Raw genomic sequence first — 23,651 nt, forward strand, 5'->3', positions numbered from 1 at the left:
TGGGCGGCCGATCCGCTGCCCGAGCAGCCCGAGGTCCCGGGGCACCCCGCGGACGGCCCCGGCGCCAGGGAGCCCAGCCCACCGCCCGGCGCCCACAAGCTCGCCCGGCACCAGGTGAAGGCACCCGAATGGCCTGCGGGCGGCACCGCCACCGTCGGCCTCGGCAAGGCGCGCCCGGTGCGCGGCCGCCACGCCCGGCAAGGTGCATGCCTCCTCGCTGCCGGTCTCGTTGTCGCCCGCCGCACCGTCGGCGATCGACTCAGGCGCCCGCGCGCTCGTCGGCCACGGCACGCCGGTCGAGGCGGCCCGGTCGGTGCGGGTACGACTCGCCGACCGCGCACAGGCGAAGAAGGCCGGCGTCGACGGCCTGCTCGTCGGCCTGGCGCGCGCCGACCACGGCACCGGCGCCGGCGGCGTCTCCGTCTCGGTGGACTACGCCGCCGTCGAGCAGGCCTACGGAGGCGGCTGGGCCTCCCGGCTGCACCTGGTGGCCATGCCCGCCTGCGCCCTGACGACACCTCAGATCGCGGCCTGCCGCACCCGCACCCCGCTGGAATCGGTCAACGACCCTCAAGCCGGCAAGGTCACCGGCACCGTCGCCGTGCCGGCCGCGACCACCAAGCCGACCGATGGGCTCGCCGCCCCCTCCGGCCATTCCGCCCTAGCCTCCTCCTCGGGCATGGCGGTCGCGGCGGTGGCGGGCAGCGAGGGTTCGCAGGGCGACTTCGGCGCCACCTCGCTGTCCGCCTCGGGCGCCTGGTCGTCCTCGGCGTCGGGCGCCTTCACGTACAACTACCCGATTACCGTTCCGCCCTCCCTCGGTGGTGAGGCGCCCAACGTCGGCCTGTCCTACGACTCCCAGTCGGTCGACGGCGAGACCTCGGCGCGCAACTCCCAGTCCTCCTGGGTCGGCGACGGCTGGTCCTACAGCCCCGGGTTCATCGAGCGCTCCTACAAGAGCTGCAAGGACCAGGGGATTGAGGACTCCGGCGACGAGTGCTGGGGCGGCTGGAACGCCACCATCCAACTCGGCACTCACAACGGTCAGTTGGTCCGCGACTCCGACGGCGAGTACCACCTCCAGGCCGATGACGGCACCAGGATCCAGCGGCTCACCGGAGCGGCCAACGGCCTGTGGGACGGCGAGTACTTCAAGGTCACCACGACCGACGGCACCGCCTACTACCTGGGCCTGAACCACGCGCCCGGCACCACCGGCGACGACGCCACCGACAGCGCCTGGGGCGTGCCGGTCTACCACCCCAAGTCGGGCGACCCCTGCCACGACTCGGACAAGGGCGACGACTCGCAGTGCGACAAGCCGGTCGGCTACCGGTTCAACCTCGACTTCGTCGTCGACCCGCACGGCAACGTCCAGCGCTACGACTGGGCGACCGAGTCCAACTACTACAACATGGGCTACGGCCAGGTCGCCAAGGACGACAAGGGCGGCAAGATCACCAAGTACGTCCGCGGCGGGCACCTCACCCGGATCTCGTACGGCTACCAGCTCGCCGACGCCAGGGCGGGCCGCGAGCCGGCCGCCAAGGTGATCTTCCGCACCGCGCAGCGCTGCACCACCTCCGACACGGTCTGCAAGACGGACAACCTCTCCTCCAAGACCGCGAAGGACTGGCCGGACACCCCCTACGACCTGCACTGCGAGTCCGACTGGAAGAACAAGCCCAAGGACGACGACACCGACGGTGTCTGCCTGACGTCCGGCCCGACCTTCTGGTCGACCTACCGGCTCAAGGGCATCGACACCTCGGTGCGGACCGCCTCCGGCTGGCGGGACGTCGACAGCTACGACCTCAAGCAGGTGTTCTCCGACGCGGGCGGCACCTACGACCCGGTCACCGGCAACACCCAGGACCCGAAGAGCACCGGCTCGCTCCAGTCGGTGATGTGGCTGTCCTCCATCGTCCACACCGGCGAGGACACCTCGGCCGGCGGCGACAAGCCGATCTCCCTCGACCCCGTCACCTTCGCCGGCATCGAGATGGACAACCGTGTGGACGGCCTGACCCCGGCCGCCCCGCCACTGTTCCACCCGCGGATCTCCAGCGTGCAGACCGAGACCGGTGAGTCCGTCGCGGTCACCTACCGCGCGCCGGAGTGCTCGCGGGAGAAGAAGAACATGCCGGACTCGGCCGACAGCAACACCATGGCCTGCTACCCGGTGTACTGGAACACGCCCGGCGGCATCGAGCCCATCAAGGACTGGTTCAACAAGACACTGGTCGCGCAGGTCACCGACAGCGACCGCACCAAGGCCGGTTCGCCCGCCAAGGTCACCAACTACACCTACAGCGGCGGCGCGGCCTGGCACCGGGACGACTCCGACCTGACCGACGACAAGCACCGCACCTGGAACGACTTCCGGGGCTTCCGCACCGTCACCACCACCACCGGCGCGGCACCGGACCCGGTCACCCAGAGCACCGTCTCCTACCTCCAGGGGATGGACGGCGACTACAAGGCCGACGGGTCCAAGCGCAGCGTCAAGGTCAAGAACGCCCTGGACGAGGAGATCACCGACAGCCCCTGGCTGGCCGGCACCCCGTACCAGGCGCTGACCTACACCAAGGCCGGCGGCACCGTCGTGGGCCGCACGCTCACCGACCCGCCCACCTCCAAGGTCACCGCCTCCCGGGACCGCACGGCGTGGACGTCCGAGGACCCCAAACCCGACAAGCTCTCCACGCTGCCGGACATGACGGCACGTCAGATCGCGGCGACCTCGTCCCGCACGATGGGGCTGCTCTCCGACGGCACCTGGCGGACCACCCGCTCCAGCACCACCTTCGACGACAAGGGCCGTACCTGGAAGGTCGACGACGAGGGCGACATCTCCAAGCCCGCACAGGAGACCTGCACCACCACGACCTACGCCGACGCGCCCGCCGACAACCCGATGATGCTGGTCTACCCCAAGGAGACCATCAGTGTCGCCGGCCCGTGCGGCACCGCCCCCGGCAAAGACACCACCCTCTCCGACAAGCGGATCTTCTACGACGGTGACGGCTCGGTCGACAAGATCGGCACCCTGGGCAGACTCGGCCAGAACGGCGACTCGCTCGGCCTGGTGACCGCGACCCAGGCGGTCACCTCCTACGACGCGAACGGTGACCCGAAGTACCAGACCCTCGGCGGCATGTCGTACGACAAGTACGGGCGGGTCGTCGCGAACACGGACGCGGCGGGCAACACCACGACCTCGTCGTACGAGCCGGCCTCGGGCATCCTGCCCACCACGCTGTCCACGACGAACCCGCTGAAGTGGACAGCCACCAGCACCGTGTCCCCGGGCCGCGGCTCGGTCACCCACGCGGTGGACGTCAACAAGCAGGTCACCGACGCGACCTATGACGCGCTCGGACGGCGGGAGAAGGTCTGGTCCCCCGGCCGCGACAAGGGCAGTGACGCCCCGGACCAGATCTACAGCTACGACGTCCATGGCGCGGGCGACAACCCCACACCGTCCTCGGTCACCACCAAGAGCCTGCGCGAGGACGGCTCCTACAGCACCTCCGTCACCATCTACGACGGCACGCTGCAGCCCCGCCAGACGCAGTCGACCACCGCTGACAACTCGGCCGGCCGGCTCATCTCCTCGACGTACTACGACTCGCACGGGTGGACTGTCTCCAACATCGCGGCGTACTCCGACGCGGATCACGCCCCGGGCAGCACGATGTGGGCGGAGACCAACCGCACCGGCCCGTCGGTGACGCGCACGTCGTACGACGGGCAGGGCAGACCGGTCACCCACACGATGGTGTCGTTCGCCAGCACCCTGTTCCAGTCGTCGGCGGACTACCGGGGCATCGACCGGGTCGACACCACCCCGCTGCAGGGCGGCAAGGCCACCACGACCTACACCGACGCCCTCGGCCGCACCACGTCCAGGGTGGTGCGCGACACCACGCCGGACCGCAAACTCACCGGCGGCGGCAAGCTGGCCTCGGGCACCTCGCTGGTCTCCGCAAGTGTCCGGCTGGCCATGCAGGCCGACGGCAACCTGGTGCTCACCTCGCTCGTCGGCGACAAGGTGCTGTGGTCGTCCAACACGGCCGGCAAGCCGGGCGCGTACGCCGTCATGCAGGCCGACGGCAACTTCGCGGTCATGGACGCAACGGGCAAGAACACCCTGTGGTCCAGCCGGACCTCGGGCCACACCGGCGGCTACCTGAAGGTGCAGTCCGACGACAACGTCGCGGTGTACGACGCGTCGAACGCCGTGCTCTGGTCGACCGGGACCGCCGAAAAGGCGGCGACCGCGGACATCACCACCCGCTACTCCTACACGCCCACGGGACAGATCGACACGGTCAAGGACTCGGTGGGCAACACCTGGTCCTACGACTACGACCTCCAGGGCCGGGTGGTCTCCCAGACCGACCCCGACTCCGGCACCTCCACCTCCCACTACGACGACCTGGGCAGACTCGATCGCACCACCGACGCCCGCAAGCAGACCCTGTCCTTCGCCTACGACCTGCTGGGCCGCCGAAAGGCCGAGTACTCGGGTGACGGCACGACGGACCCGTCCAAGCTGCTGGCGGAGTGGACCTACGACGAGCTCGGCAAGGGCCGACCCGTAGCGTCCATCCGCTACGTCGGTGGCAAGGACGGCAGCGCCTACGTCCAGAAGATCGACTCGTACAACGCGATCGGTCAGCCGACCAGCACCTCGACCGTGATCCCGGACGCCGAGGGCCCGCTGGCGGGTACCTACACCGCCAAAGCCTCCTACACGGACAACGTCGGCCTGCTGGCAACGACCACGTACGGCGCCGACGGCGGTCTGCCGGGCGAGACCGTCGGCTACGGCTACAACCTCCAGGGCGGCCTGGTCAGCATGGGCACGCCCAGCCGGCCGTACGTCGCCACGGTCAACTACAGCCCGCTCGGGGAGGTCCTCCAGACCACCGTCGGCACCCCGTCCAAGCAGCTGCGCACCGCGCAGACCTACGACCAGGCGACCGGGCGACTCGCCACCAACCGGGTCACCCTCCAGACCAACACCGCCAACCCGATCTCGGACACCACCTACGGCTACGACCAGGCCGGCAACATCACCGCGGTCTCCGACATCCGCTCCAGCGGCGGCACGGACCGGACCGCCGACACCCAGTGCTTCGCCTACGACGCACAGGCCCGGCTGACCACCGCCTGGACGGACACCAAGGGCCTGACCAAGGCCACCGCGGGCCAGCTCGCACGGTGCGCCACGTCGACCCCGTCCCCCACGACCATCGGAGGACCGGCCCCGTACTGGACGGACTGGCAGTTCAACCAGCTCGGTGACCGCACCCAGCAGGTCGCGCACGACGTGACCGGCAACGCGGCCAATGACACCACCCAGACGTTCGCCTACCCGGGCGCCGGCACGGCTCCCGCCAAGCGGCCCAACGCGGTGTCCACCGTCACCACCCGCAACCCCACCACCGGCACCTCCGTGCAGACCCCGGAGTACGACGACGCGGGCAACACGAAGACCCGGACCACCACCGGAGCCCGCCCCGGCAGCCAGGGGATCGAGTACGACGAGGAGGGCCTGACCTCCGCGACCACCACCGACGGCAAGAAGACCGGCTACCTGTACGACGCCGACGGCGAGTTGCTGATCCAGCGCGGGCCCGGTGGCAACACGCTCTACCTCTTCGGCGGCAACGAGCAGCTGACCCTCGACACCTCCACCAAGGCCGTCACCGGACTGCGCTACTACTGCGCCCCCGACGGCACGGTGACGGTCCGCTCCAGCAAGGGCCAGATCAGCTACCAGCCGACCACCCCACAGGGCACCGCCCAACTCCAGGTGGACGGCAGCACATTGGCCATCACGCGGCGCGCCTTCGACCCGTACGGCAACCCGCGCGGCCCTGCCCCGACCGGTTGGGCCGACAACCATGGCTACCTGGGCAAGCCCGCCGACACCACCTCCGGTCTGAACCTCCTCGGGGCACGGAACTACGACCCGGTCACCGGCCGCTTCCTGTCGGTCGACCCGGTCTTCGAGAGCGACGACCCGAACCAGATGGGCGGCTACGGCTACGGGGCCGGCAACCCCGTCTCGGGAAGCGACCCCAACGGCCTGGCCTGGTACTCGGGCTGGGGCAGCTCGATCGGCAGCTTCTTCTGCGGCGTTGGTGACAGCTTCGTCGGCGACCCGTGGCAGTGGAGCGTCAACAAGCTCTCCGACGGCTGGAACGGGTTCGCGAGCATCGTCAACGGCGACAATCCGTGGTTCAACGGCTGGACGGGCTACTCGAACGAGACCCCGTTCCAGCTCGGCCACACCGGTTACGTCGACGACCACCCGCTGGCCAACCTCTTCGGCGTCGACTCCGGCTCGACCTCGTACGTCGCTGGTCAGTGGACGGGCCTGGTCGGCACTGTCGCCGTGGACGGCTACGGCGCCTACAAGCTGATCAGCGGTGGAGTCAAGGCCGTCAAGGCGATCAGGGTCGCAGTGGCGGAGGGCGACAGCATCGTCACCGCCGTCAAGAGGCTGCTCTCGGGCGATCTGCCGACCACCACCCCGGCCGACCCCGCACCCACCACGCCCAAGTCCGGTGACGCGCCGTCCACACCCAAGTCCGGCACCGGCAAGGGCGGCAAGGAGCCGGGCGGCAGCGGCAAGTCACCCGCTCGCGGCGGTGACGAGCCGGCCCCGGCACCCGAGCCGAAGCAGGGCAACGCCTACCGCAGCAAGCCGAAGGGCCAGCCGGACTCGTACCTGGTGGGACCGGTCGTGAGCCTCAGCAGGCTCAAGCAGTACCTGGCCCGTGCCGGTTACCGTTCCGAGTGGGACAAGTACGACGTCGTCTACACGGAGCGGATCATCGACCACCGGAACGGAAACCTGGCCGAGGGCAACAGTCCGCACGGGATCACCGGCGCCCCTCACTACCGGCCGCGCCCGAACCGCGGCGTGAACGGCAAGCCGATCATCGAGATGTCGGACAAGGGTCTGCGGAACATGAAGGAGGCCGTGGTGACGTTCTTCCACGAGACCTACCATCAGAACCGGATGGCGCACTTCGGTGACGAGGGCGAGGAGGAGGACGCCGAGGACTTCGGCCAGATGATGTGGCGCAAGATATCCGGCAGCGGCTGATGCCTTGCCGGACCGCCGCGTGGCTCCGACGTGGCTCCGCTTCGTTGAGCTGAACCACCGTCCGGCCGGCCGTGGTCGGATCGCCTCCCACCACGGCCGGCCGCACGGACGGTGCCCGTCCCTACTTTTCAGAGAGGCCGAAGTCCATGCTCCGCCCCTACGACCAGCAGCACCTTGAAGCGCTCGGCGCCCAACTGCACCTGCCCGTGACCGAACGTACCTGCCCGATCTGCGGCCATGTCTCCATGCGCATCTACCACCGAGAGAAGCTGGGCCGGACCGAACCCGCTTGGATCACCTACCTGTGGTGCGGCAACTGCCATGCCTACTCGTCGTCCTTCTCTGGCGCAGGCCGCAAGATGGTGGAGAGCGACCCGCTCTTCGAGGAATATGGCGACCGGATCGCCGAGGTCTTCCGCGACCATGAGCGCCTGCTCAAGATCCTCGACGGCTATTGGAAAGCCGGCAGACTACCCCAGGTGATCTCCCGCCGCCCCCGCGGACGCTGATTGTTCGACGCCATTGTCCATCCGCCGAGTCCCTGGAAGGGGACTGATGCTGGAGGACAACCCCGAGTTGGCGGAAGTCGTGCGAGAACTCGTCGAGGTCTTTCCCGGCGGGGTCGATGACGATGACTACTACCCCCTCCTGGTGATCCTGTCCGACGTGCTGTCGGAGAGGAATCTGGGAGTGGCCGTGCACGGGGCCTTGGGCCTGGATCCACACGTCGCTCGAAACGAAGCCGCCGATGCCTGCGCAGGCAACAAGCCCTCCCGGCGAAGGATCGAGGACTTGCGAAGCCGTATGACGACGAGGGGCTGGTCCATCCTCGATGACGAGGACCGCCGTGACGATACGCCGTGAATCGGCACTGACCTGACCTGGTCGGTGGGGGCCCGTCGACGAGGTTTCCGAGGCGGGCTCGTGAACATCATCGGCTCGTGAACATCATCGATCTCGGTTCGCTGCGGCGGCACCAGAGCAGAGGCTGCACACGTGCACGCTCTGCGGGGAGTGCAGCCGGCACACGGCGACCACGGAGCCGGCGGGGATCACCTATCGGCTCCCGAACCTGATCATCCACTACATCGTCGACCACCTCCACGGACTGCCCGCCGAGTTCACCGAGGCCGTCCGGTCCGAGGTTCCGAAGGACCCGACAGGAGGAACAGCGATCCGCCCCTACGCCGAGCACCACTTGGAGGCGCTCGGCACCCAACTGCACCTGCCCCTGGTCGATGCGCCTCTACCGCCGCACGACATACGGCCGGAGCGAACCCTCCTGGATCAACTACCTGTGGTGCGGCAACTCTCATGCCTACTCGTCTTCCTTCACGGGCGCCGGCCGCAAGATGGTCGACAGCGACCCGCTCCTTGAGCAGTACGGCGACCGTATCGCCGAGGTCTTCCGTGACCATGAGCGCCTGCTCAAGGTCCTCGACGGCTACTGGAAGGCGGGAAAGCTCCCCCAGGTGATCTCCCGCCGCCCCCGCGGACGCAGCTCCTCGTCGAGACCGCCCCCGGCGTCACGGCCGAGGCCATCACAGCGGTCACTGACGCGAAGCTGCGCACCGCCACATGAGGCACGCCGACCCATCCACCCCGCGTTCTCCGGCCCCCTGAGGAACGGGCGGCATCCTGGGCGCCCCGACCACCCACATGCCGTCCATGACACAGGCCGATACAGCGACGGCGCTAGTTGTGGGCCGCGGCGGCCCCCGGCTGACGGTCGTGCCCTGCTCGCCGCCGTCCTGCCTGTCGCGGCGGACGGCCTCCAGCGCGGCGCGGCCCTCGAACACGGGCTGCGCAGTGGTGAGCCAGTGCCGCCCATGATGTTCTGCCTGATCAGAGCATGCGGGACAGGTTGCCTCATGCCACCCCGTGATGCACCGTCCAAAGGCGTCTGTCCACCGACTGTTCAACAGTGGAAGCCTCACCGGCCCGCCAGCGAGACTGCCGCCCGACGATCAGCGATGCCCTCGAGCGGCCGAGGGACCGAGCGGAAGTCACTGTGAGACCGCTACAACTGAGGTTTTCGCTTCGGGGTGACGGCGGCTTCAGGGGTTGGGGGTATGCCGGTGGGATGGGGTATCCCGACGGGGGCGGCCTGACCGCGGTAAAGCGGGCCCGGCGGGAGCGGGTGCGGTTCCAGGCCGCCGAGATGTTCGCGGTGGGGTTGAGGCCGGCGCAAGTGGCGCGGGCCCTGCGGCTGTCGCGGAAGTCCGCGTACGCCTGGCATGCGGCCTGGCGTTAGGGCGGGGTGGAGGCGTCACGCTCCACGGGGCCTTCCGGGGTCGCCTCGCGGATGAGGCCGGCCAGACAGCGCTGGGCGGCCGCGCGCCATCAGTCTTTCTGCGCCTCACCGAGACGCTCGACCTGCTTGACGATCGGCCCAGGGGGAAATTTTGCATGTCGCCGCGTCCGGTGATGCAGTGGATGGTGGCCTTGACGCCCCATGGGTCGTTCTGGGGGCCGGGCAGCAGTCCTGCTTGTTTCGCGGTGTCGCAGAAGCCGCCGTTCCTGTCGTCCCTGATGTAGCACAGGTCCGTGGCGAAACGCGCAAGATACTGGCTGTAGGTGGTGCGGCGCGGGTCGAGAACGGCATAGCGGGCCAGGAGTTCTTTCCTCGTGGGGAGTCTGACCCCCTGGACGATCGGCTGGCCGTCCTTGGCGGTGTGCATACCGGACTTGGTGTGGCGCTGGATTTCGTGGACTTGTTGTTGCCCCGGGCGGAGTGGTATCTGCCGGTGTGGTTGATGCTGTCGATGTTGTCCTTGGAGCAGCCGGGATTGCTCGGGCCGCAGCTTTCGAGCCCGGGGGGGTCGGAGCGGGTGACGGGGCTGTTGTCGCTGTAGCTGTAACCGTTGATCTGCTGCGGATCCGCCGCGGCCAGAACAGGGTCAGCGGACAGGAAGCGTCCGGTGGCCGGGTCGTAGTCGCGGGCGCCGAGATGGGTCAGGCCCGTGCCGGCGTCCTGGGTGCCGCCCACGAAGCCCTTGTCGCCCGGCCAGCTTGTCGGCGCTTTGCCCCGCGCTGCGCCAAAGGGGGTGGAGCGGCGCTGTTGCAGGGTCAGGTCGGCTGCATTGATGGCGAGCTGGGATGTGCCGTGGTGGTCGCCGATGAGGAAGAAAAGCTTGTTGTCGTCGGTGCGGACGGCCTGGTTGCCGCCGCCGAGGTCGTAGTAGCGGGTCGCCTTCGGTGTGGTGGCGCCCTTGGCCAGGGTGATCTGTGTGCTGCCGAGGTAGAGCGTGGTGTCCGTGTCAGTGCGGGTGATCAGGCGGTTGCCGTCGGCGTCGTAGACGTAGGAGGTGGTCTTGGTGCCGCCGCTGCCGTCGGGTTTGGTCGCCTGCGCTAGGTGGCCTTCCGCGTCCCAGGTGAAGGTCTGCTTGTCACCGCTTATGGTCCGCTTCTGCGTGTTGCCCGCGGCGTCGTAGGTGTAGGTGTCGTGGGCGACACCGTTGGGACCCGTGGTGTCGACCTTGGTCAGAGTATGGGGCTGTTTGCCGCTCACGGGCGGGTAGTTGTAGTTGCGCTTGATGTTTCTGGCATCCATGACACTTCAAGACCATGCAAATGCAGACATCGACGCCCGTCCCCGCAGCGAGAACCAGCCAGCAGCGGCCGAGCGCAGCCGACTCCGCATTACCAAGATTTGGGACTCTTCAAGCAAGCCATGTGGCTCCCGTGAAGCGCCGAGTGAGGACTGCCTTCCACCGGAGCAGCCGAACCTGCCGGTTGATCATCGCCGTCTTCGCGAGCGCGACTGCACGCCGGTCGCGTGCCTGGACCGAGATCACGGCGACTTGCTGGCCAACAAAAGAAAAACCCCAGACCGAAGGATCGATCTGGGGTTCACCATGGAGCCGCCTTCGGGATTCGAACCCGAGACCTACGCATTACGAGCTCGCAAGATCATTGCCCCGTGGTTCACCGGTGACCCCTCTTCTCACCGTCTATGCAGGTCAGAAGGCATGCACATACCCGGGACGCAGTGATCATTCACGGGGTTTCACCATCCTTCCGGCCCCATCCTGGCCCCAGAGACGCCCAGCCGACAGACGCTCCGAGCGCCAGCCGAGGGGGTAATCCAGCGCAACACCGGAAGGCGAAAACACCTCCAACGCACCGACCTTGTGATGAAAGGAGTCCCTAACTTGGCGTGGGCGACGTTCTGGACGACATGGGCGTCCTGCCTGGTCGGCTTCGCCGCAGACTGCTTCACCATTCTGGGCCCCGCGCCCGACCTCTCGTGATCGATGGCGGCCTGCCGGGTGTCAGAGCACGGCCTTGTACGCCTGCCAGCCCGAGGCGATCTTCGTGCGGGCGCCGAACGACCCCGCGCCGTTCCCGGTGTTGCGCCACAGGTTGCCCGAGGTGTCGCGGGAGACGATGTCCGCCTTGCCGTCGCCGGTGATGTCGCCGACGCCCATGATGGCGTTGTAGGACGCGCCCCAGCCCGAGGCCAGCTTCACACGGGACTTGAAACCGCCGGTTCCGTTGCCGTCGTAGCGCCAGAGGGTGTTGGAGCGGTCCTGGGCGAGGAGGTCACCGCGGCCGTCGCCGTTGAAGTCGCCGACGCCCACGATCTTCTTGTAACCCGACCAGTTCCCCGCGATCTTGACCCTCGCCGACAGCTTCCCCGCGCTCGTGCCCTTGTACAGGAACAGCTCTCCCGTCGACGCCTTGCGCGCGATCAGGTCGGGGCGGCCGTCGCCCGTGATGTCGCCGGGCGAGGTCAGCAGGTTGTACTGGTTCCAGCCGGTGCCCAGCGACGTGTGCGGGGTGCTCGTGAGGAAGGCCTGACCGCGCATGGTCCGGTACACCCGCAGTTCACCGCTGCTGAACCGGACGAGGACGTCGTTGCGGCGGTCGCCGTCGAGGTCGCCGAACGGGACCAGGGTCACGGAGGAGGGCCAGCCCGAGGCGGGCATGGCGGCGCCGAAGCCGCCCTTCCCGTTGCCCGGTCGGTAGCTGATGACTCCGGAGGAGGAGAGGGTCACGGCGTCACCGGTTCCGTCCGGCGCCCATGAGGCGTTGTTGCTGAAGTCGTGGCGTACGGCTGCTCCGTTGGACACGTTCACCGTCCTGGTCACCGTCAGCGCCGGCCCCGAACCGTCGGCGGGCGGGGCGGTGAGCCTGAGGGTGTACGTGCCGTTGGAGACGAGCGCGCCCGCGGTGTTCCGTGTGTCCCACCGCGCGGTCAGGGTGCCGTCCACCTCTGCGCCGGTGAGCGTGCGGACCACGGCGCCGGTGGCCTTGCTGGTGACCGTGGCCGTCCAGGAGGTGGCGGGCTTGGACAGCAGCCCGCGCCACTGCCACCACGGGCTGCGGTCCGCGCTGCTCTCCCCAGCGTTGTTGGTGACCTCCGACTCGACGGCCGAGAGCGGCTCGGCGGCGACCCCGCTGGGCACCAGGTGGATCCGCTGGTCCGCGTCGACGTAGGCCGCGGGTCCGCCGAACTTGTCCACGGTCCAAGTCACTCCCCGCAGGCTGGAGTTGCCCGCCGCGAGGTCGCCGATCTTCCGAGTGGTCGCGGTGCCGTCGGCGAAGGAGGTGAGGAGGAGCGCCCCGGCCACGGTGTCGTGCCGGACGAGGTAGCCGTCGCCGAGGAGCGCCTGGCCGGACGGGACGGGGATGTTCTTCTTCGCCGTACGGTCCCAGACTCCCGCTGTCGCGGTCGGGCCGCAGGACCAGTAGATCCAGCGGCCGACCGCCTGCAGCTCTGTGGGGACGCAGGGAGCGCCGGTGCTGACGGTGTCCGTGACCTTGCCGGTCTTCAGGTCCTTGGCGGTGACGACACCGGTGCCGGAACCCGGCGTCCACAGGCTGGTGCCCCACACGGAGGCGGCCGTGACGGGGCGGGTGACGACGGGCTGCAGGTCGGTGTAGACGCCGAGGTCGCCGACGTACTGCCTGGCCGGAGAGGAGCCGTTGACGATCGCGTAACGGCCGGTGATGTCCAGGACGGTTCCGGAGCCCGAGGGCAGGAAGAAGCCCTTCTGGTTGTCGAGGGACTCAACGTACGATCCAGGGCCGTTGGGGTCGGGCTCGCCCATGAACGTCACCACCTGTCCGTCACCGGTGGCGTACGGGCCCGTCCCGCGGTTGTCCCAGGTCTGCCAGGTCGGCGCGCTCGGCGTTCCGTCGGCGGCGATCCGCCGGGTGTAGTAGGCGCCCAGGAACGTGCTGTCGGCCTCGTCGGTGGCCAGCAGTCCGTTCTGCAACGAAAGCCGGCTGATCTTCGCGGACACCGGCGCCACGGCCGTCAGCTCAGTCAGCGTCGGGGTGTCCGCCCCGGTGTCGGTGATCCTTCGGACCGCCCAGTGCCCGGCGTCGGTGCCGCCCACGGCCAGCAGGCTGCCGTCCGGCGCCGGGACGAGGGACGTGTTCGCGTGCCGGAGCAGGGTGACCGGATCACCCCCCGTGAGCGGGACTGCCGTGAGCCGCTCACCGGAGGTGTCGACCATGTCGTGCGGTTCCGAGGGCACGGAACGGGCCACCACCAGCCAGCGGCCTGCGATGCCCGCGTACGGGGTGCCCTCCGTCCCGGGCAGGGCCACCGTCGTCTCGGCGGCGGAGAGGTCGGCGCGGTCCAGCACGTGGGCCACCGCGCCGTCGGAGCGGTACCAGACCAGCCGGTCCGCGCTCAGCGCGACGGCTGTCGGAGTGACGGAGACGGTCACGTCGCCGGTGACCCTCGCGGCGGCCAGGTCCACCAGTGCCAGGTGGCGCTCGCCGTTCGCCAGCCCGTAGCCGATGACGGCGGTGCCGCTGTCGCCGCCCAGAACGCTGAAGTTGGCCGTGATGCCGGTGGGCCATGCGGCGACGGGGGTGCCGTCGGCGGGCGCGCCGTCGCCGTAGAGCCACAGCACGCGGTTGCCGTCGGTGTCCCGGGCTTGGGTCAGCACATGAGTGCCGTAGGTGGCCCAGTAGGTGCCGTGGGTGATGGCGATGTCAGTGGTGGTGCCGGCGGACAGGTCCCTGAGGACGACTTTCTGCGTGGGCGAGACGACATCGGCAACGACGTCGGACGACGACCCCAGGTAGGCGGGGAGTTCGAGCTGGGACAGATTGCCCAGTTCGGTCGTCGTTCCGGTGGCGTACGACGTCCACAGGTAGCCCGAACGCCCCTCCTGGGCATGCAGATAGCCCGCGGGGCCCGCACTGTGGATCCGGTCCCGGCGGGGTACATACCGGTCCGCCTGGAAGACCTTCTCCGTCGCGACTGAGGCCCGCCCGACAGCGTTGTCCGCGTCGGCCGCGACGGCGATGGGGCCGGGGCCGGCGGTGACGGTGACGGTGACGGTGAGAACCGCCAACACCGCGACAACGCAACGGGCGGTGGTACGACGGGCCATCGTCGCCTCCTGGGCCTCTCGACGGAGCCCCTCGGGTGCCCCCATGCACAGTGGTCATGACCATAACAGCAAGCGCAGGGAACTCACGCCGCGGCCATCGCATGGCTGCCAGTCACCGGGTGACCGCCACCGCGTCCAGGGTCACCGTCGATCGTGTGGGGGTGGTGCCGGACAGGATGCGCAGTTGGACCTTGTGGGGCTTGATCGTGGTGCCGAGGGTGCGGGTGAACACCACCTGCCGGTAGGCGGCCTTGGCGGCGTAGGTGTTCACCGTGCCGACCGTCTTCCCGTCCACCACGACCGCGAAGCGCCCGCCGTCGGACGTCCGGGTCGCGATGACGCGAAGTAGGGTGCCGTCCGCGGTGAAGGAGACGTACGCCCCCCTGGCGGCGGAGACACGTTCGGTGCCCGCCCAGGCGGAGGTCGTCGTCACCGAGCGCCAGGTGCCCGTGTAACGGAGTGCCGTCGCACGGTCGTCGACCGGGATGCCGGTGGTTGCCGCCGCGCTCCAGGCGCCGGTCTGGCCGGCGTCGTCGTGGGCGCGGACGTAGAAGCGGTAGGTGAGTCCGGCCACCGGCTTCACGGGGCTGCCCGCCTTGCCGAAGATTGCCGAGGTGGCCGTGGTGCCGGTGCGCCAGGTCTGGAGCGGCCCGAGCTTCCAGACACCCGCGCTGTCGCGGGTGGTGACGCGCCATCCGATGTCGTACGACGTCACGCCCGCCGTCTTCGCCGACCAGTTGACCGGCACGGCCGCGGCGGTCGCCGCGCTGCTCGCCACGGCCGGCGAGGTGACGGTGGCGGCGGGGGCCGTCCGGCGCAGGCTCACCTTGCCGGTGATGTCGGCCGCCGCCCGGCCGGTGACCGTGTCATGCGCGGTCAGCGTCCAGGTGTAGGCACCCTCGGCCGCGCCGCCCGTCCGGGTCGTGCCGTTCCACGCCGGTGCGACCTTGCCGTCGAGGGCCGTGCCGGTCAGTGAACGTACCTCTGCGGTGCCGGACTTGAGGGTGAGGGTCCAGCTCACCGGACGGTTGTAGGTCCAGGTGGGAGCCCAGGTGTCGGTCTTTCCGTCGCCGTTGGGGCTGAAGCCGGCCGGGACGGCGGACGAGGCGGCGGTGGGGACGCCCGCCCAGACCACATGGGTGACGCCGGTGCCGTCCATCCAGGCCGCCCAGGGCGCGTCGCGGTCGACCGCCCACCGGTCGGCGGCGGCGGAGTCGGCCTTGTCCGGGAGGGGGAACAGGGGGTGCGCCTGGGTCGAAGTGCCCGTCAGCGGCTGGGCGTTCAGGGTGACGGCGGTGCTGTCGGCGGCCTTGGTGAACGTGTAGAGAACGTCCGTGCCGAGGATCGGCGTGTGGACGGAGGCGTCCACCGTGGTGGTGGCCGAGCTGCCCGCCTTCAGCAGCAGGCCGGTGGTGGAGGCGGCGCTCCCGCAGGTGGTCAGCAGGATCCGGGAGCCGCGCACCTGGAGGCCGCCGGGAAGGCAGTTCACGGTGGCGGCGGTGGTGACGGCGCCGGTCGCCAGGTCGGTGCGGCGGATCGTCCAGGTGGACGTGGTGCCGTTGCGCACCGAGGAGTACAGCGCGCCGCCGTCGAGTGCGGAGCCGGCGGGGACGCGCTGTGTGCTGCCGCTGTCGAAGGTGTAGAGGAGCAGAGTGCCGTCGGTCGCGGTCGTCTTGTCCGACACCAGGGCACGCTCACCGTCGAAGTCCACGACGGACACCGTCGAGACGTCGTAGTAGTTCAGCGGTGTGCCGACCAGGGTGCCGTTCGCGTCGTACACCTGGAAGTGGCCCGGCTCGTAGGGGCTGCCCTGTTCGACCAGGACGCGTCCGCGGGCGGCGGCGAGCGTCCGGTGCACCAGGCCGGCGGTGTAGGCCAGCACCCGGGACGGCGCGCTCGCCCGGGCGCCCGCCGGGAGTGCCGACAGGTTCGAGCGGAGCAGGACACCCTTGCGGCGGGAGGAGTCGTCGGACGTGTAGAGCGCACCGCCGGACAGCGCGAGGGCGTCCAGCCGGGCGGGGCCCGCGGGGACCGGCGTGGCGTCACCGGCGGTGGTGGAGATCCGGCCGTCGGTGAGGGTCTGGACCGCGCTGCCCACGTCGTCCCGGTCGAAGCTCACCCGCATCTTGCCGTCGTCGCCGACCGAGAGGCCGGTGATGTTCCCGCCGAGGTCGGCCGCCGGTGTGGAGCCGTCCCTGGCCATCGCGAACAGCTCCCACGTCCCTTCCGCGTCGGTCGCCCGGGCCCAGGCGAGGGTGTCGTCGCTGATCCAGACGGCGCTGTCGTAGGGCAGGGTGACCTTCGACGGGCCGTCCCCGGGTGCCGAGCGCCGCCACTCGGTCAGGGTCGCCCCGTCGAGGACCCCGACATGCTCGGGGGTGAACTCCAGGCCCTGCGGCAGCTCGTCGGTGGTGGGCTCGGCCAGGGTGACCGTCGTACCGGTGGCGAAGTCGACGTACACGATCCGGTGGTCCCAGCCGGGTGCGGTCCGCCGGAGCACCAGGGCGCCGTGCGCGTCCGAGGCACGGACCTCGTACTGCTCGTCGCCGGAGAGCAGGGTCCGGTCCGCGGCGCCGGGGGTGCGGAGCACCAGGCGCACCAGGTAGGCCGAGGAGTCGTCCTGGTAGCGCTGCTGGACGAGGATGCCGTCGCCGGCCTGTCCGCGGTAGCGCTCGTCGCCCGCGGCGCCGGAACTGTCGTAGGCGACCGGGAGGACGTCCTCGGCACCGGAGTCGAGCCGGCGCAGAGTGACGTGGTCGGCGAGGGCGCCGTTCGGGTCGGTGGAGGTGGCGGCGGCCACCACGCCGTCCTGGACGGACACCGCGTGGACGGTCACCGTCTCGTCGGTGTCGGCGAGGCGGCCGAGGTCCTGCGGGGCGCCTCCGGAGACGGCGAGCCAGCCGTGGGGCCGGGTGTCGGCGGAGGTCTTCTGACGCCAGACGACCGCCTGGCCGGAACCGGACGTGTCGTCCGCACCGGGCACGGAGGTCGTCCGCGCGGCCAGCGTGGTCGACACGTCGGCCGCGGACGCGGCGACGGCCGGGACAGCGATGACCGCCTGGGTCACGGCGAGCGCCGCGAGGGCGGCGGCCGGGACAGCGGGGAACCGGCGTCTGAGGGGAGGCATGGCGGCCCGATCTCCGTTCCGACGTCAAGAGGTGATCTTCAAAGATCCAGGGATGATCACCAAAGCCTGCCAATGCGCTTGTCCGCGTGGCCCCCGCTCCAGTCAAACTTAGTGCAAACTTTCGGCGTTTCGGGAGACCTGGGCCGATCACCGGCATCCGCCGTCCCCAACCTGGCCTACTGTCCCGTCAGTTCCAGCGTGAAGGTCCGGAGGGGGACGTGTTCATGGGGCGCAGACCGGCACTGGTGGTCCTCGCGATTGTGCTCATCGGCTGTCCTGCGGCGGGCGTCGCCCACGCGGATGCCGTCACGGGCACGACGTTCTACGTCAACGACGAGGCCGCCGGCTGCAGCGACACCGGTCCCGGTACGGCGGCGGAGCCCTTCTGCCAGATCCAGCCGGCCGCGGACGCCGCGGCGCCCGGCAGCACCGTGCGCATCGCGGAGACCGGCAAGTCCTACGCACCCGTGACCATCAGGTCCACGGGCACCGCGGACGCGCCCGTCACCTTCACCGCCGGCGCGATCGGCGACGCCTCGGCCGTCACCGTGGCGGGTCCTCGTCCAGCCACGGCGATCACCTTCTCCGGTGCCCGGTACGTCGATATGGCCGGGGTCCGCGCCGACGCGGCCGGAGCGAGCGCCGTGGTCGTCGAGGACTCGCGGCACATCACCTACCGCGCCGCCTCCGCACAGGGCAACATCGGTGACGGCGCCACCGCGGTGATCGCGATCGACGGATCCTCCTCCGACATCTCCCTCACCCGCCTCAAGGTCTACCGGGGCTCCGGACCGACGGCCGTCAGCAGCGCGGCCGGAGCACGGAGCATCACGCTGGCCGGCGACACCTTCGACAACGGCGGTGTCTCCGCCGTGGGCACCACCGGCATCGACTTCGCGGGCGACACGTTCCGGACGGTCTGCGGCGCGATCAGCCTGACCGACGGCAGTTCCGGGTCGGTGGAGAACACCGTCGCCCTGCCCTACGGCACGACGACCTGCCCCACCACCACCGCCGAACTCACGGTGGACGCCGCGTCCGCCCCTCAGGTCACCGCGGACTACAACGCGTTCAACCCGCCGTCGAACGGAACGGACTACGACTGGGCCGGCACTGCCTACGCCACCGCCGAGACGTTCCGGGCGGGCACCGGCCAGGGCGCCCACGACCTGGACCAGACGGATCTGACGATCCCCGCGAGCGGGCTGCCCGCGGAGCACTCACCGCTCATCGACTCGGCCGACTCCGGCGCACCCGGCGCGCTGTCCACGGACGTCAACGGCCGCCCCCGGGTCGACGACCCGCTGGTCACGAACACCGGCACCGGGACCGACGACCGGGGCGCCACGGAGTTCCAGGACCCGCTCACGGTGAGCGGACTCCGCGTCGGCCAGGGGTACGTCGGTGTCCCGACCAGCGCAGTCGCCCAGCTGAGCAACCCGTGGTCGGACCCGCTCGACGGTCTCACCTACACCTTCGACTTCGCGGACGGTACGACGGTCACCTCCACGACCGGCTCGGCCACCCACACCTACACGCAGATCACGTCGGGCGTTGGCATCGAGGCCTCGGTGGTGGTGAACAGGGCCGACGGCACGCGGGTCGGTTCGGCCGACTACTGGGAACAGGTCAGTCCGCTGCCGGATCTCACGCAGACGTTCGGCTGCTGGAACGTCCCCTCGCTGCCGGACACCGCGAACTGCTCCTACGACACCGGCTTCGACCCCTACCCCATCAGCAGTGACCGGATCACCTTCGGCGACGGCTCGGCGGCTGTCTCCGTCACCGCCCACAGCGACCAGGTGCAGCACACCTACAAGGCGCCGGGCACCTACACCGTCACACGGACGGTCACCGACTCCGGCGGGCGCACCGCCACCGTGACGCACCCGGCCGTGGTCGGCGCGGCCTTCGTCGGCCAGGGTCCCGTACGGCTGCTGGACACCCGGTCCGGGACGGGCGCGCCCAAGAGAGCCGTCGGTGCCGGCGGCGTGGTCCGGCTGAAGATCCTCGGCGTGGGCGGTGTCCCGTCGTCCGGGGTGACGGCGGTGACCCTGAACGTCACCGACACGGGCGCCACGGCGCCCAGTTATGTGGCGGTCTACCCGGACGGCACCGCCCGCCCGAGCGCCTCGAACCTCAACTTCCTCGCGGGGCAGGTCAATCCGAACCTGGTCACCGTGCGGGTGGGCGCCGACGGGTACGTCGACCTGTACAACGCGCACGGCAACGTGAACCTCGTCGCGGATCTGGCGGGCTACTACACCACCAAGCCCAGCAGCTACGACCCATACGTCACCGGCCTGGCCCCGGTGACTCCGACCCGGGTGCTGGACACCCGCAACGGCACCGGCGCGCCGAAGGGAGCGGTCGGTCCGGGCAGCACCACGTCCGTCACCCTGCCGAAGTACGCCCGGGGCGAGGCGACGGTCGGCGCGGTCCTCGACGTCACCGTGACCGGAGGCACCAGCAGCGGCTACATCACCGTGTCCTGCGTCGGCCCCGCCCGGCCGACCACGTCCACCCTCAACTACCGGGCCGGGCAGACCGCCTCCAACCTGGCCGTTCCCTGCGTGGGCGGCGGCAAGCTGCACATCTACAACAGTGCCGGGCACGTTCAGCTGATCGCCGACCTCCAGGGGCTGTACACCAACTACCAGGCGGACGGACTCGACGACCCGCTCGCCCCCGCCGGCCGGCAGTTCGTGGCGACGGCCCCCACCCGTTTCCTCGACACCCGCACGGGTCTGGGGGCGTCCGCGAAGCCGCTGGGCGCGAACGGCACCGTCACAGTGAAGCTCACCAAGGTCCCGGCGGGAGCCACCGCCGTACTGGTCAACCTCACGGGCGTCGCCCCGACCGCCGCCACCCACCTGACCGCCTACGGCGACGGCGCCCTGCCGAACGTCTCGAACGACAACCTCACCGCGGGCCAGACCCGCCCGGTCCTCGCCGTGGTCCCGGTCGGGGCCGACGGCTCCATCCGCATCCACAACGCGCTCGGCTCGGTCGACGTCGTCGCCGATCTGGAGGGCTACTACGGCTGAGGGCGCCGGAGAAGGTCCCTCGTGGATGAGGGGTTCAGGACCGCACGGCCGCGGCGGAGGACCGCCGCCTCCTCCGCCAGGCGGCCCGAACTGCCCATGACGACGACCTGGAAGGCCGCGCCGCAGCAGGCGGTCCGGACACCGGCCGCGATCCGGCACACACGAGCGTTATCCGAGGGCGTACAGACGCCGTGGTGATGTTTGGCAACGCGTTCCCATCCTGGAGCCCAGGTTGGATCACTCCAGGTCGTCCCATGACCAGGGAAGGGCCGCACTCCCGTAGGGCTCACGCCCGAACCGGAACTGCTTCAAGTTGCGTGCATCATCTTTGATGAACTGATCGAAGAGACCCACCGCGAGAAGGCGTGCGGTCAGGGCGTCCACCTGCTCCTGCGTCCCCGCCTTCCGCAACGCGTCCAGCAGCCGGGCAATCCAGCACGTACCACTACGCCTGCGAACTGAGCACCGACAAACACGGCCACCTCATCGGCATGGTCACCGCGAAGCAGGACGGCACCTGGGCCGTAGCCCTCAGCCGCGAGACCGGAAACCACTACCTCAGAAGCACGCGGGTCACCGACCACGTCGACGTCCGATGACTTGCGATCACCGATCCGACACGAGCTGCCAACAGAAGACGGTTCGACGCAAGGCCACCAATGACCGGAGAAGCGCCCCGCCCATCGACCTCGTGCGGGAGGCCGACAGCCCGGTGCAGGTCAGGGCGGTCGGCGAGCGGCTGGGCCTGGACGCCTCGGTGCACGGCAAGTTGGAGCCGCTGCGGGCGAAGATGACCAAGCTCGCCGATCGCGGCTGGCTGCACAAACGCCCTGATGGGCGGTTCGCCACACGTCCATAGCTGGACTTGGGCGGCGTAACCGGCGGGCCTCCGGCGGCAGTTGCGATTGAAACGGCCGCCACGAGGCCGAGAGTCTGGCGCGCCGTCGACTTCACGCTCAAGGCTGCGCAGGCGGCGGTCGGGCACGCGGCGATGGCATGTCGACTGACACGGGCCCGATGTCATGCCCAACATGCTCGCCGCTCCGGCCTCGGCTTGCGATACAAAAGACGAATCGATCAAATGGGGGCAAACAGGTCCCGCGTGGGCCCCAGATCAGGCCCCATTGAGCCAATTCGGGGCCCGATCGGGTAGCGGCGTAGACCAGAAGTTGATCAAAAGAATGGTAAAAGGCCAGGTCACTGGCTATGTAACCTGGCCATCACCGGAGCCGCCTTCGGGATTCGAACCCGAGACCTACGCATTACGAGTGCGTTGCTCTGGCCATCTGAGCTAAGGCGGCGCGCCGACCGCACTATGGTGCGATCAGCAACATCGGTAAGTCTACACAGTTTCGGGTGGTGCTCTGACCACGCCCCGGGGCAGGCGGTCCCGGGGCGTGCGGCGGGGCTATGAGCAGCGCTTTCCCTGGGTCGGAGGGGTGCCGTCGAGCAGGTAGGTGTCGATCGCGGAGTCGATGCAGTCGCTGCCGCGGCCGTACGCGGTGTGGCCGTCGCCCACGTAGGTGAGCAGGCGGGCCGAGGAGAGCTGACGGGAGAGGGACTGGGCCCAGCGGTACGGGGTCGCGGGGTCGCGCGTGGTGCCGACCACGACGATGGGCGCCGCCCCCTTCGCCTCGATGCGGTGCGGCTCGCCCGTGGCTCTCACCGGCCAGTACGCGCAGTTCAGGGAGGCCCAGGCGAGGCCCTCGCCGAAGACCGGGGAGGCCTTCTCGAAGGCGGGGAGTGCCTTCTCGACCTGGTCGGGAGAGGAGAAGGCGGCGGGCAGGTCCAGGCAGTTCACGGCCGCGTTGGCGAACATCAGGTTGGAGTAGCGGCCGTCGGCGTCGCGCTCGTAGTAGCTGTCGGACAGCACCAGCAGGCCCGCGCCGTCGTTCTCCTTCATCGCCGAGGTCAGCGCCTCACGCAGCTGGCCCCATGAACCCTCGTCGTACATCGCCGCGATGACGCCGGTGGTGGCGAGGGCCTCGCCGAGCTTGCGGCCGTCCGCGTCGCCGGTGGGGATGGGGTGGGCGTCCAGCTTCTTGAAGAACGCGCTGAGGTTTTCGCCGACCTGCGCCGGCGTGGTGCCCTTGGTGCCGAGCGGGCAGTCCGGCTGCCGTACGCAGTCCTTCGCGAAGGACTGGAACGCCGTCTCGAAACCGGCCGTCTGGTCCAGATTCATCCGGCGGGCGGACAGGGAGGGATCCATCGCGCCGTCGAGCACCAGGCGGCCCACCCGCTCCGGGAACAGCCCTGCGTACGTCGCCCCGAGGAACGTCCCGTACGACGCCCCCGCGTACGTCAGTCTCCGGTCCCCGAGGACCGCGCGCAGGATGTCCATGTCCCGGGCCGCCTCGACCGTGGACACATGCCGCAACAGGTCCGGGGAGTGCGCCCCGCACCCCTCGGCGAACTTCTTGTAGGCGTCGACGAGTTCGTCGGTCTCCTTCGTGTCGTCGGGTGTGGTGTCCGTCTGCGTGAAGGCGTCCATGCGGCGTCCGCTGAGGCATTCGACGGGCTCGCTGCGGGCGACCCCGCGCGGATCGACCGCGACCATGTCATACCGCGCCCGCACCTCCGCCGGGTAGCCCACCCCCGCGTACTGCTCCAGGTAGCCGATCGCCGAGCCGCCCGGCCCGCCCGGATTCACCAGTAGCGACCCCAGCGGCCGCCCCTTGCCCGTGGCCTTCTTGCGGGCGACGGCGAGCCGTACGTCCCCCGCGCCCGGCTTGGCGTAGTCGAGCGGCGCCCTCATCGTGGCGCACTGGAAGCCGGGCACCCCGCAGCTGCGCCAGCTCAGCTTCTGTTCGTAGTACGGCGCCAGGGCGGACGGCGTCGACTGCGGCAGCGCGGCCAGGGCCGCCTCGGCGGGACCGCTCGCAGTGGTCGTCGTACTTCCGGAGGAGCAGGCGGAGACGAGGAGGGCGGTGGCGAGGAGAGAAGCGGCGGCGATTCGGGGCCGGCGGGGACGGGGGCTGCGCCTGATGTGCATC

At 69.9% G+C, this 23,651-nt stretch carries 11 protein-coding genes and 1 tRNA gene; 6 read left to right on the forward strand and 6 right to left on the reverse strand.

Features of this window, described 5'->3' with window-relative positions; genetic code table 11:
• Nucleotides 1-202 precede the first annotated feature (202 nt).
• From ABZZ74_RS22565 to ABZZ74_RS22580, 4 genes are all read left to right on the forward strand, one after another.
• Nucleotides 203-7,126, forward strand: a complete 6,924-nt coding sequence (locus ABZZ74_RS22565) for an RHS repeat-associated core domain-containing protein (RefSeq protein ID WP_356767548.1) — start codon at nt 203-205, stop codon at nt 7,124-7,126.
• 146 nt (nt 7,127-7,272) lie between these two features.
• A complete protein-coding gene (locus ABZZ74_RS22570; protein ID WP_356767550.1) occupies nt 7,273-7,635 on the forward strand; it encodes a hypothetical protein in 363 nt (120 codons plus the stop codon).
• A gap of 46 nt (nt 7,636-7,681) precedes the next feature.
• A complete protein-coding gene (locus ABZZ74_RS22575) occupies nt 7,682-7,990 on the forward strand; it encodes a hypothetical protein (RefSeq protein WP_356767552.1) in 309 nt (102 codons plus the stop codon).
• A gap of 1,219 nt (nt 7,991-9,209) precedes the next feature.
• Entirely contained in the window at nt 9,210-9,380 is a 171-nt protein-coding gene (locus ABZZ74_RS22580; protein WP_356767554.1) for a helix-turn-helix domain-containing protein, read from the forward strand.
• 105 nt (nt 9,381-9,485) lie between these two features.
• On the opposite strand, the gene ABZZ74_RS22585 is transcribed toward ABZZ74_RS22580, so the two are convergent.
• The 3 genes from ABZZ74_RS22585 to ABZZ74_RS22595 form a co-directional block, all read right to left on the reverse strand.
• Nucleotides 9,486-10,679 carry an RHS repeat-associated core domain-containing protein gene (locus tag ABZZ74_RS22585; protein ID WP_356767556.1) on the reverse strand — a complete coding sequence of 398 codons (1,194 nt, stop codon included), beginning with the start codon at nt 10,677-10,679 and terminating at the stop codon, nt 9,486-9,488.
• Nucleotides 10,680-11,400: 721 nt separating this feature from the next.
• Nucleotides 11,401-14,484, reverse strand: coding sequence for an FG-GAP-like repeat-containing protein (locus tag ABZZ74_RS22590; RefSeq protein ID WP_356767558.1), 3,084 nt, complete (start codon nt 14,482-14,484; stop codon nt 11,401-11,403).
• 112 nt (nt 14,485-14,596) lie between these two features.
• Nucleotides 14,597-17,611 carry a hypothetical protein gene (locus tag ABZZ74_RS22595; protein WP_356767559.1) on the reverse strand — a complete coding sequence of 1,005 codons (3,015 nt, stop codon included), beginning with the start codon at nt 17,609-17,611 and terminating at the stop codon, nt 14,597-14,599.
• 224 nt (nt 17,612-17,835) lie between these two features.
• Here ABZZ74_RS22595 and ABZZ74_RS22600 point away from each other — a divergent pair, with 224 nt between their 5' ends.
• Entirely contained in the window at nt 17,836-20,658 is a 2,823-nt protein-coding gene (locus ABZZ74_RS22600) for a PKD domain-containing protein (protein WP_356767561.1), read from the forward strand.
• A gap of 237 nt (nt 20,659-20,895) precedes the next feature.
• Here ABZZ74_RS22600 and ABZZ74_RS22605 read toward each other — a convergent pair whose 3' ends face one another.
• Complete coding sequence (locus ABZZ74_RS22605) at nt 20,896-21,042, reverse strand: hypothetical protein (protein ID WP_356767563.1); 147 nt, start codon at nt 21,040-21,042, stop codon at nt 20,896-20,898.
• 307 nt (nt 21,043-21,349) lie between these two features.
• Here ABZZ74_RS22605 and ABZZ74_RS22610 point away from each other — a divergent pair, with 307 nt between their 5' ends.
• A complete protein-coding gene (locus ABZZ74_RS22610) occupies nt 21,350-21,517 on the forward strand; it encodes a hypothetical protein (RefSeq protein WP_356767565.1) in 168 nt (55 codons plus the stop codon).
• Nucleotides 21,518-21,885: 368 nt separating this feature from the next.
• Here ABZZ74_RS22610 and ABZZ74_RS22615 read toward each other — a convergent pair.
• Nucleotides 21,886-21,959, reverse strand: a tRNA-Thr gene (locus ABZZ74_RS22615).
• 107 nt (nt 21,960-22,066) lie between these two features.
• Complete coding sequence (locus ABZZ74_RS22620; protein ID WP_356767567.1) at nt 22,067-23,650, reverse strand: alpha/beta hydrolase; 1,584 nt, start codon at nt 23,648-23,650, stop codon at nt 22,067-22,069.
• Between the last annotated feature and the right edge of the window lies 1 nt (nt 23,651).

The organism is Streptomyces sp. NPDC006476 (genome assembly GCF_040612015.1).
Taxonomy (GTDB): domain Bacteria; phylum Actinomycetota; class Actinomycetes; order Streptomycetales; family Streptomycetaceae; genus Streptomyces; species Streptomyces griseorubiginosus_B.

Bases quoted from the DNA above. Each gene is read 5' to 3' on its own strand.
- ABZZ74_RS22595 (WP_356767559.1), bottom strand. From the start codon at position 17,611: ATGCCTCCCCTCAGACGCCGGTTCCCCGCTGTCCCGGCCGCCGCCCTC.
- ABZZ74_RS22575 (WP_356767552.1), top strand. From the start codon at position 7,682: ATGCTGGAGGACAACCCCGAGTTGGCGGAAGTCGTGCGAGAACTCGTC.
- ABZZ74_RS22600 (WP_356767561.1), top strand. From the start codon at position 17,836: ATGGGGCGCAGACCGGCACTGGTGGTCCTCGCGATTGTGCTCATCGGC.
- ABZZ74_RS22580 (WP_356767554.1), top strand. From the start codon at position 9,210: ATGGGGTATCCCGACGGGGGCGGCCTGACCGCGGTAAAGCGGGCCCGG.
- ABZZ74_RS22570 (WP_356767550.1), top strand. From the start codon at position 7,273: ATGCTCCGCCCCTACGACCAGCAGCACCTTGAAGCGCTCGGCGCCCAA.
- ABZZ74_RS22620 (WP_356767567.1), bottom strand. From the start codon at position 23,650: ATGCACATCAGGCGCAGCCCCCGTCCCCGCCGGCCCCGAATCGCCGCC.
- ABZZ74_RS22585 (WP_356767556.1), bottom strand. From the start codon at position 10,679: ATGGATGCCAGAAACATCAAGCGCAACTACAACTACCCGCCCGTGAGC.
- ABZZ74_RS22590 (WP_356767558.1), bottom strand. From the start codon at position 14,484: ATGGCCCGTCGTACCACCGCCCGTTGCGTTGTCGCGGTGTTGGCGGTT.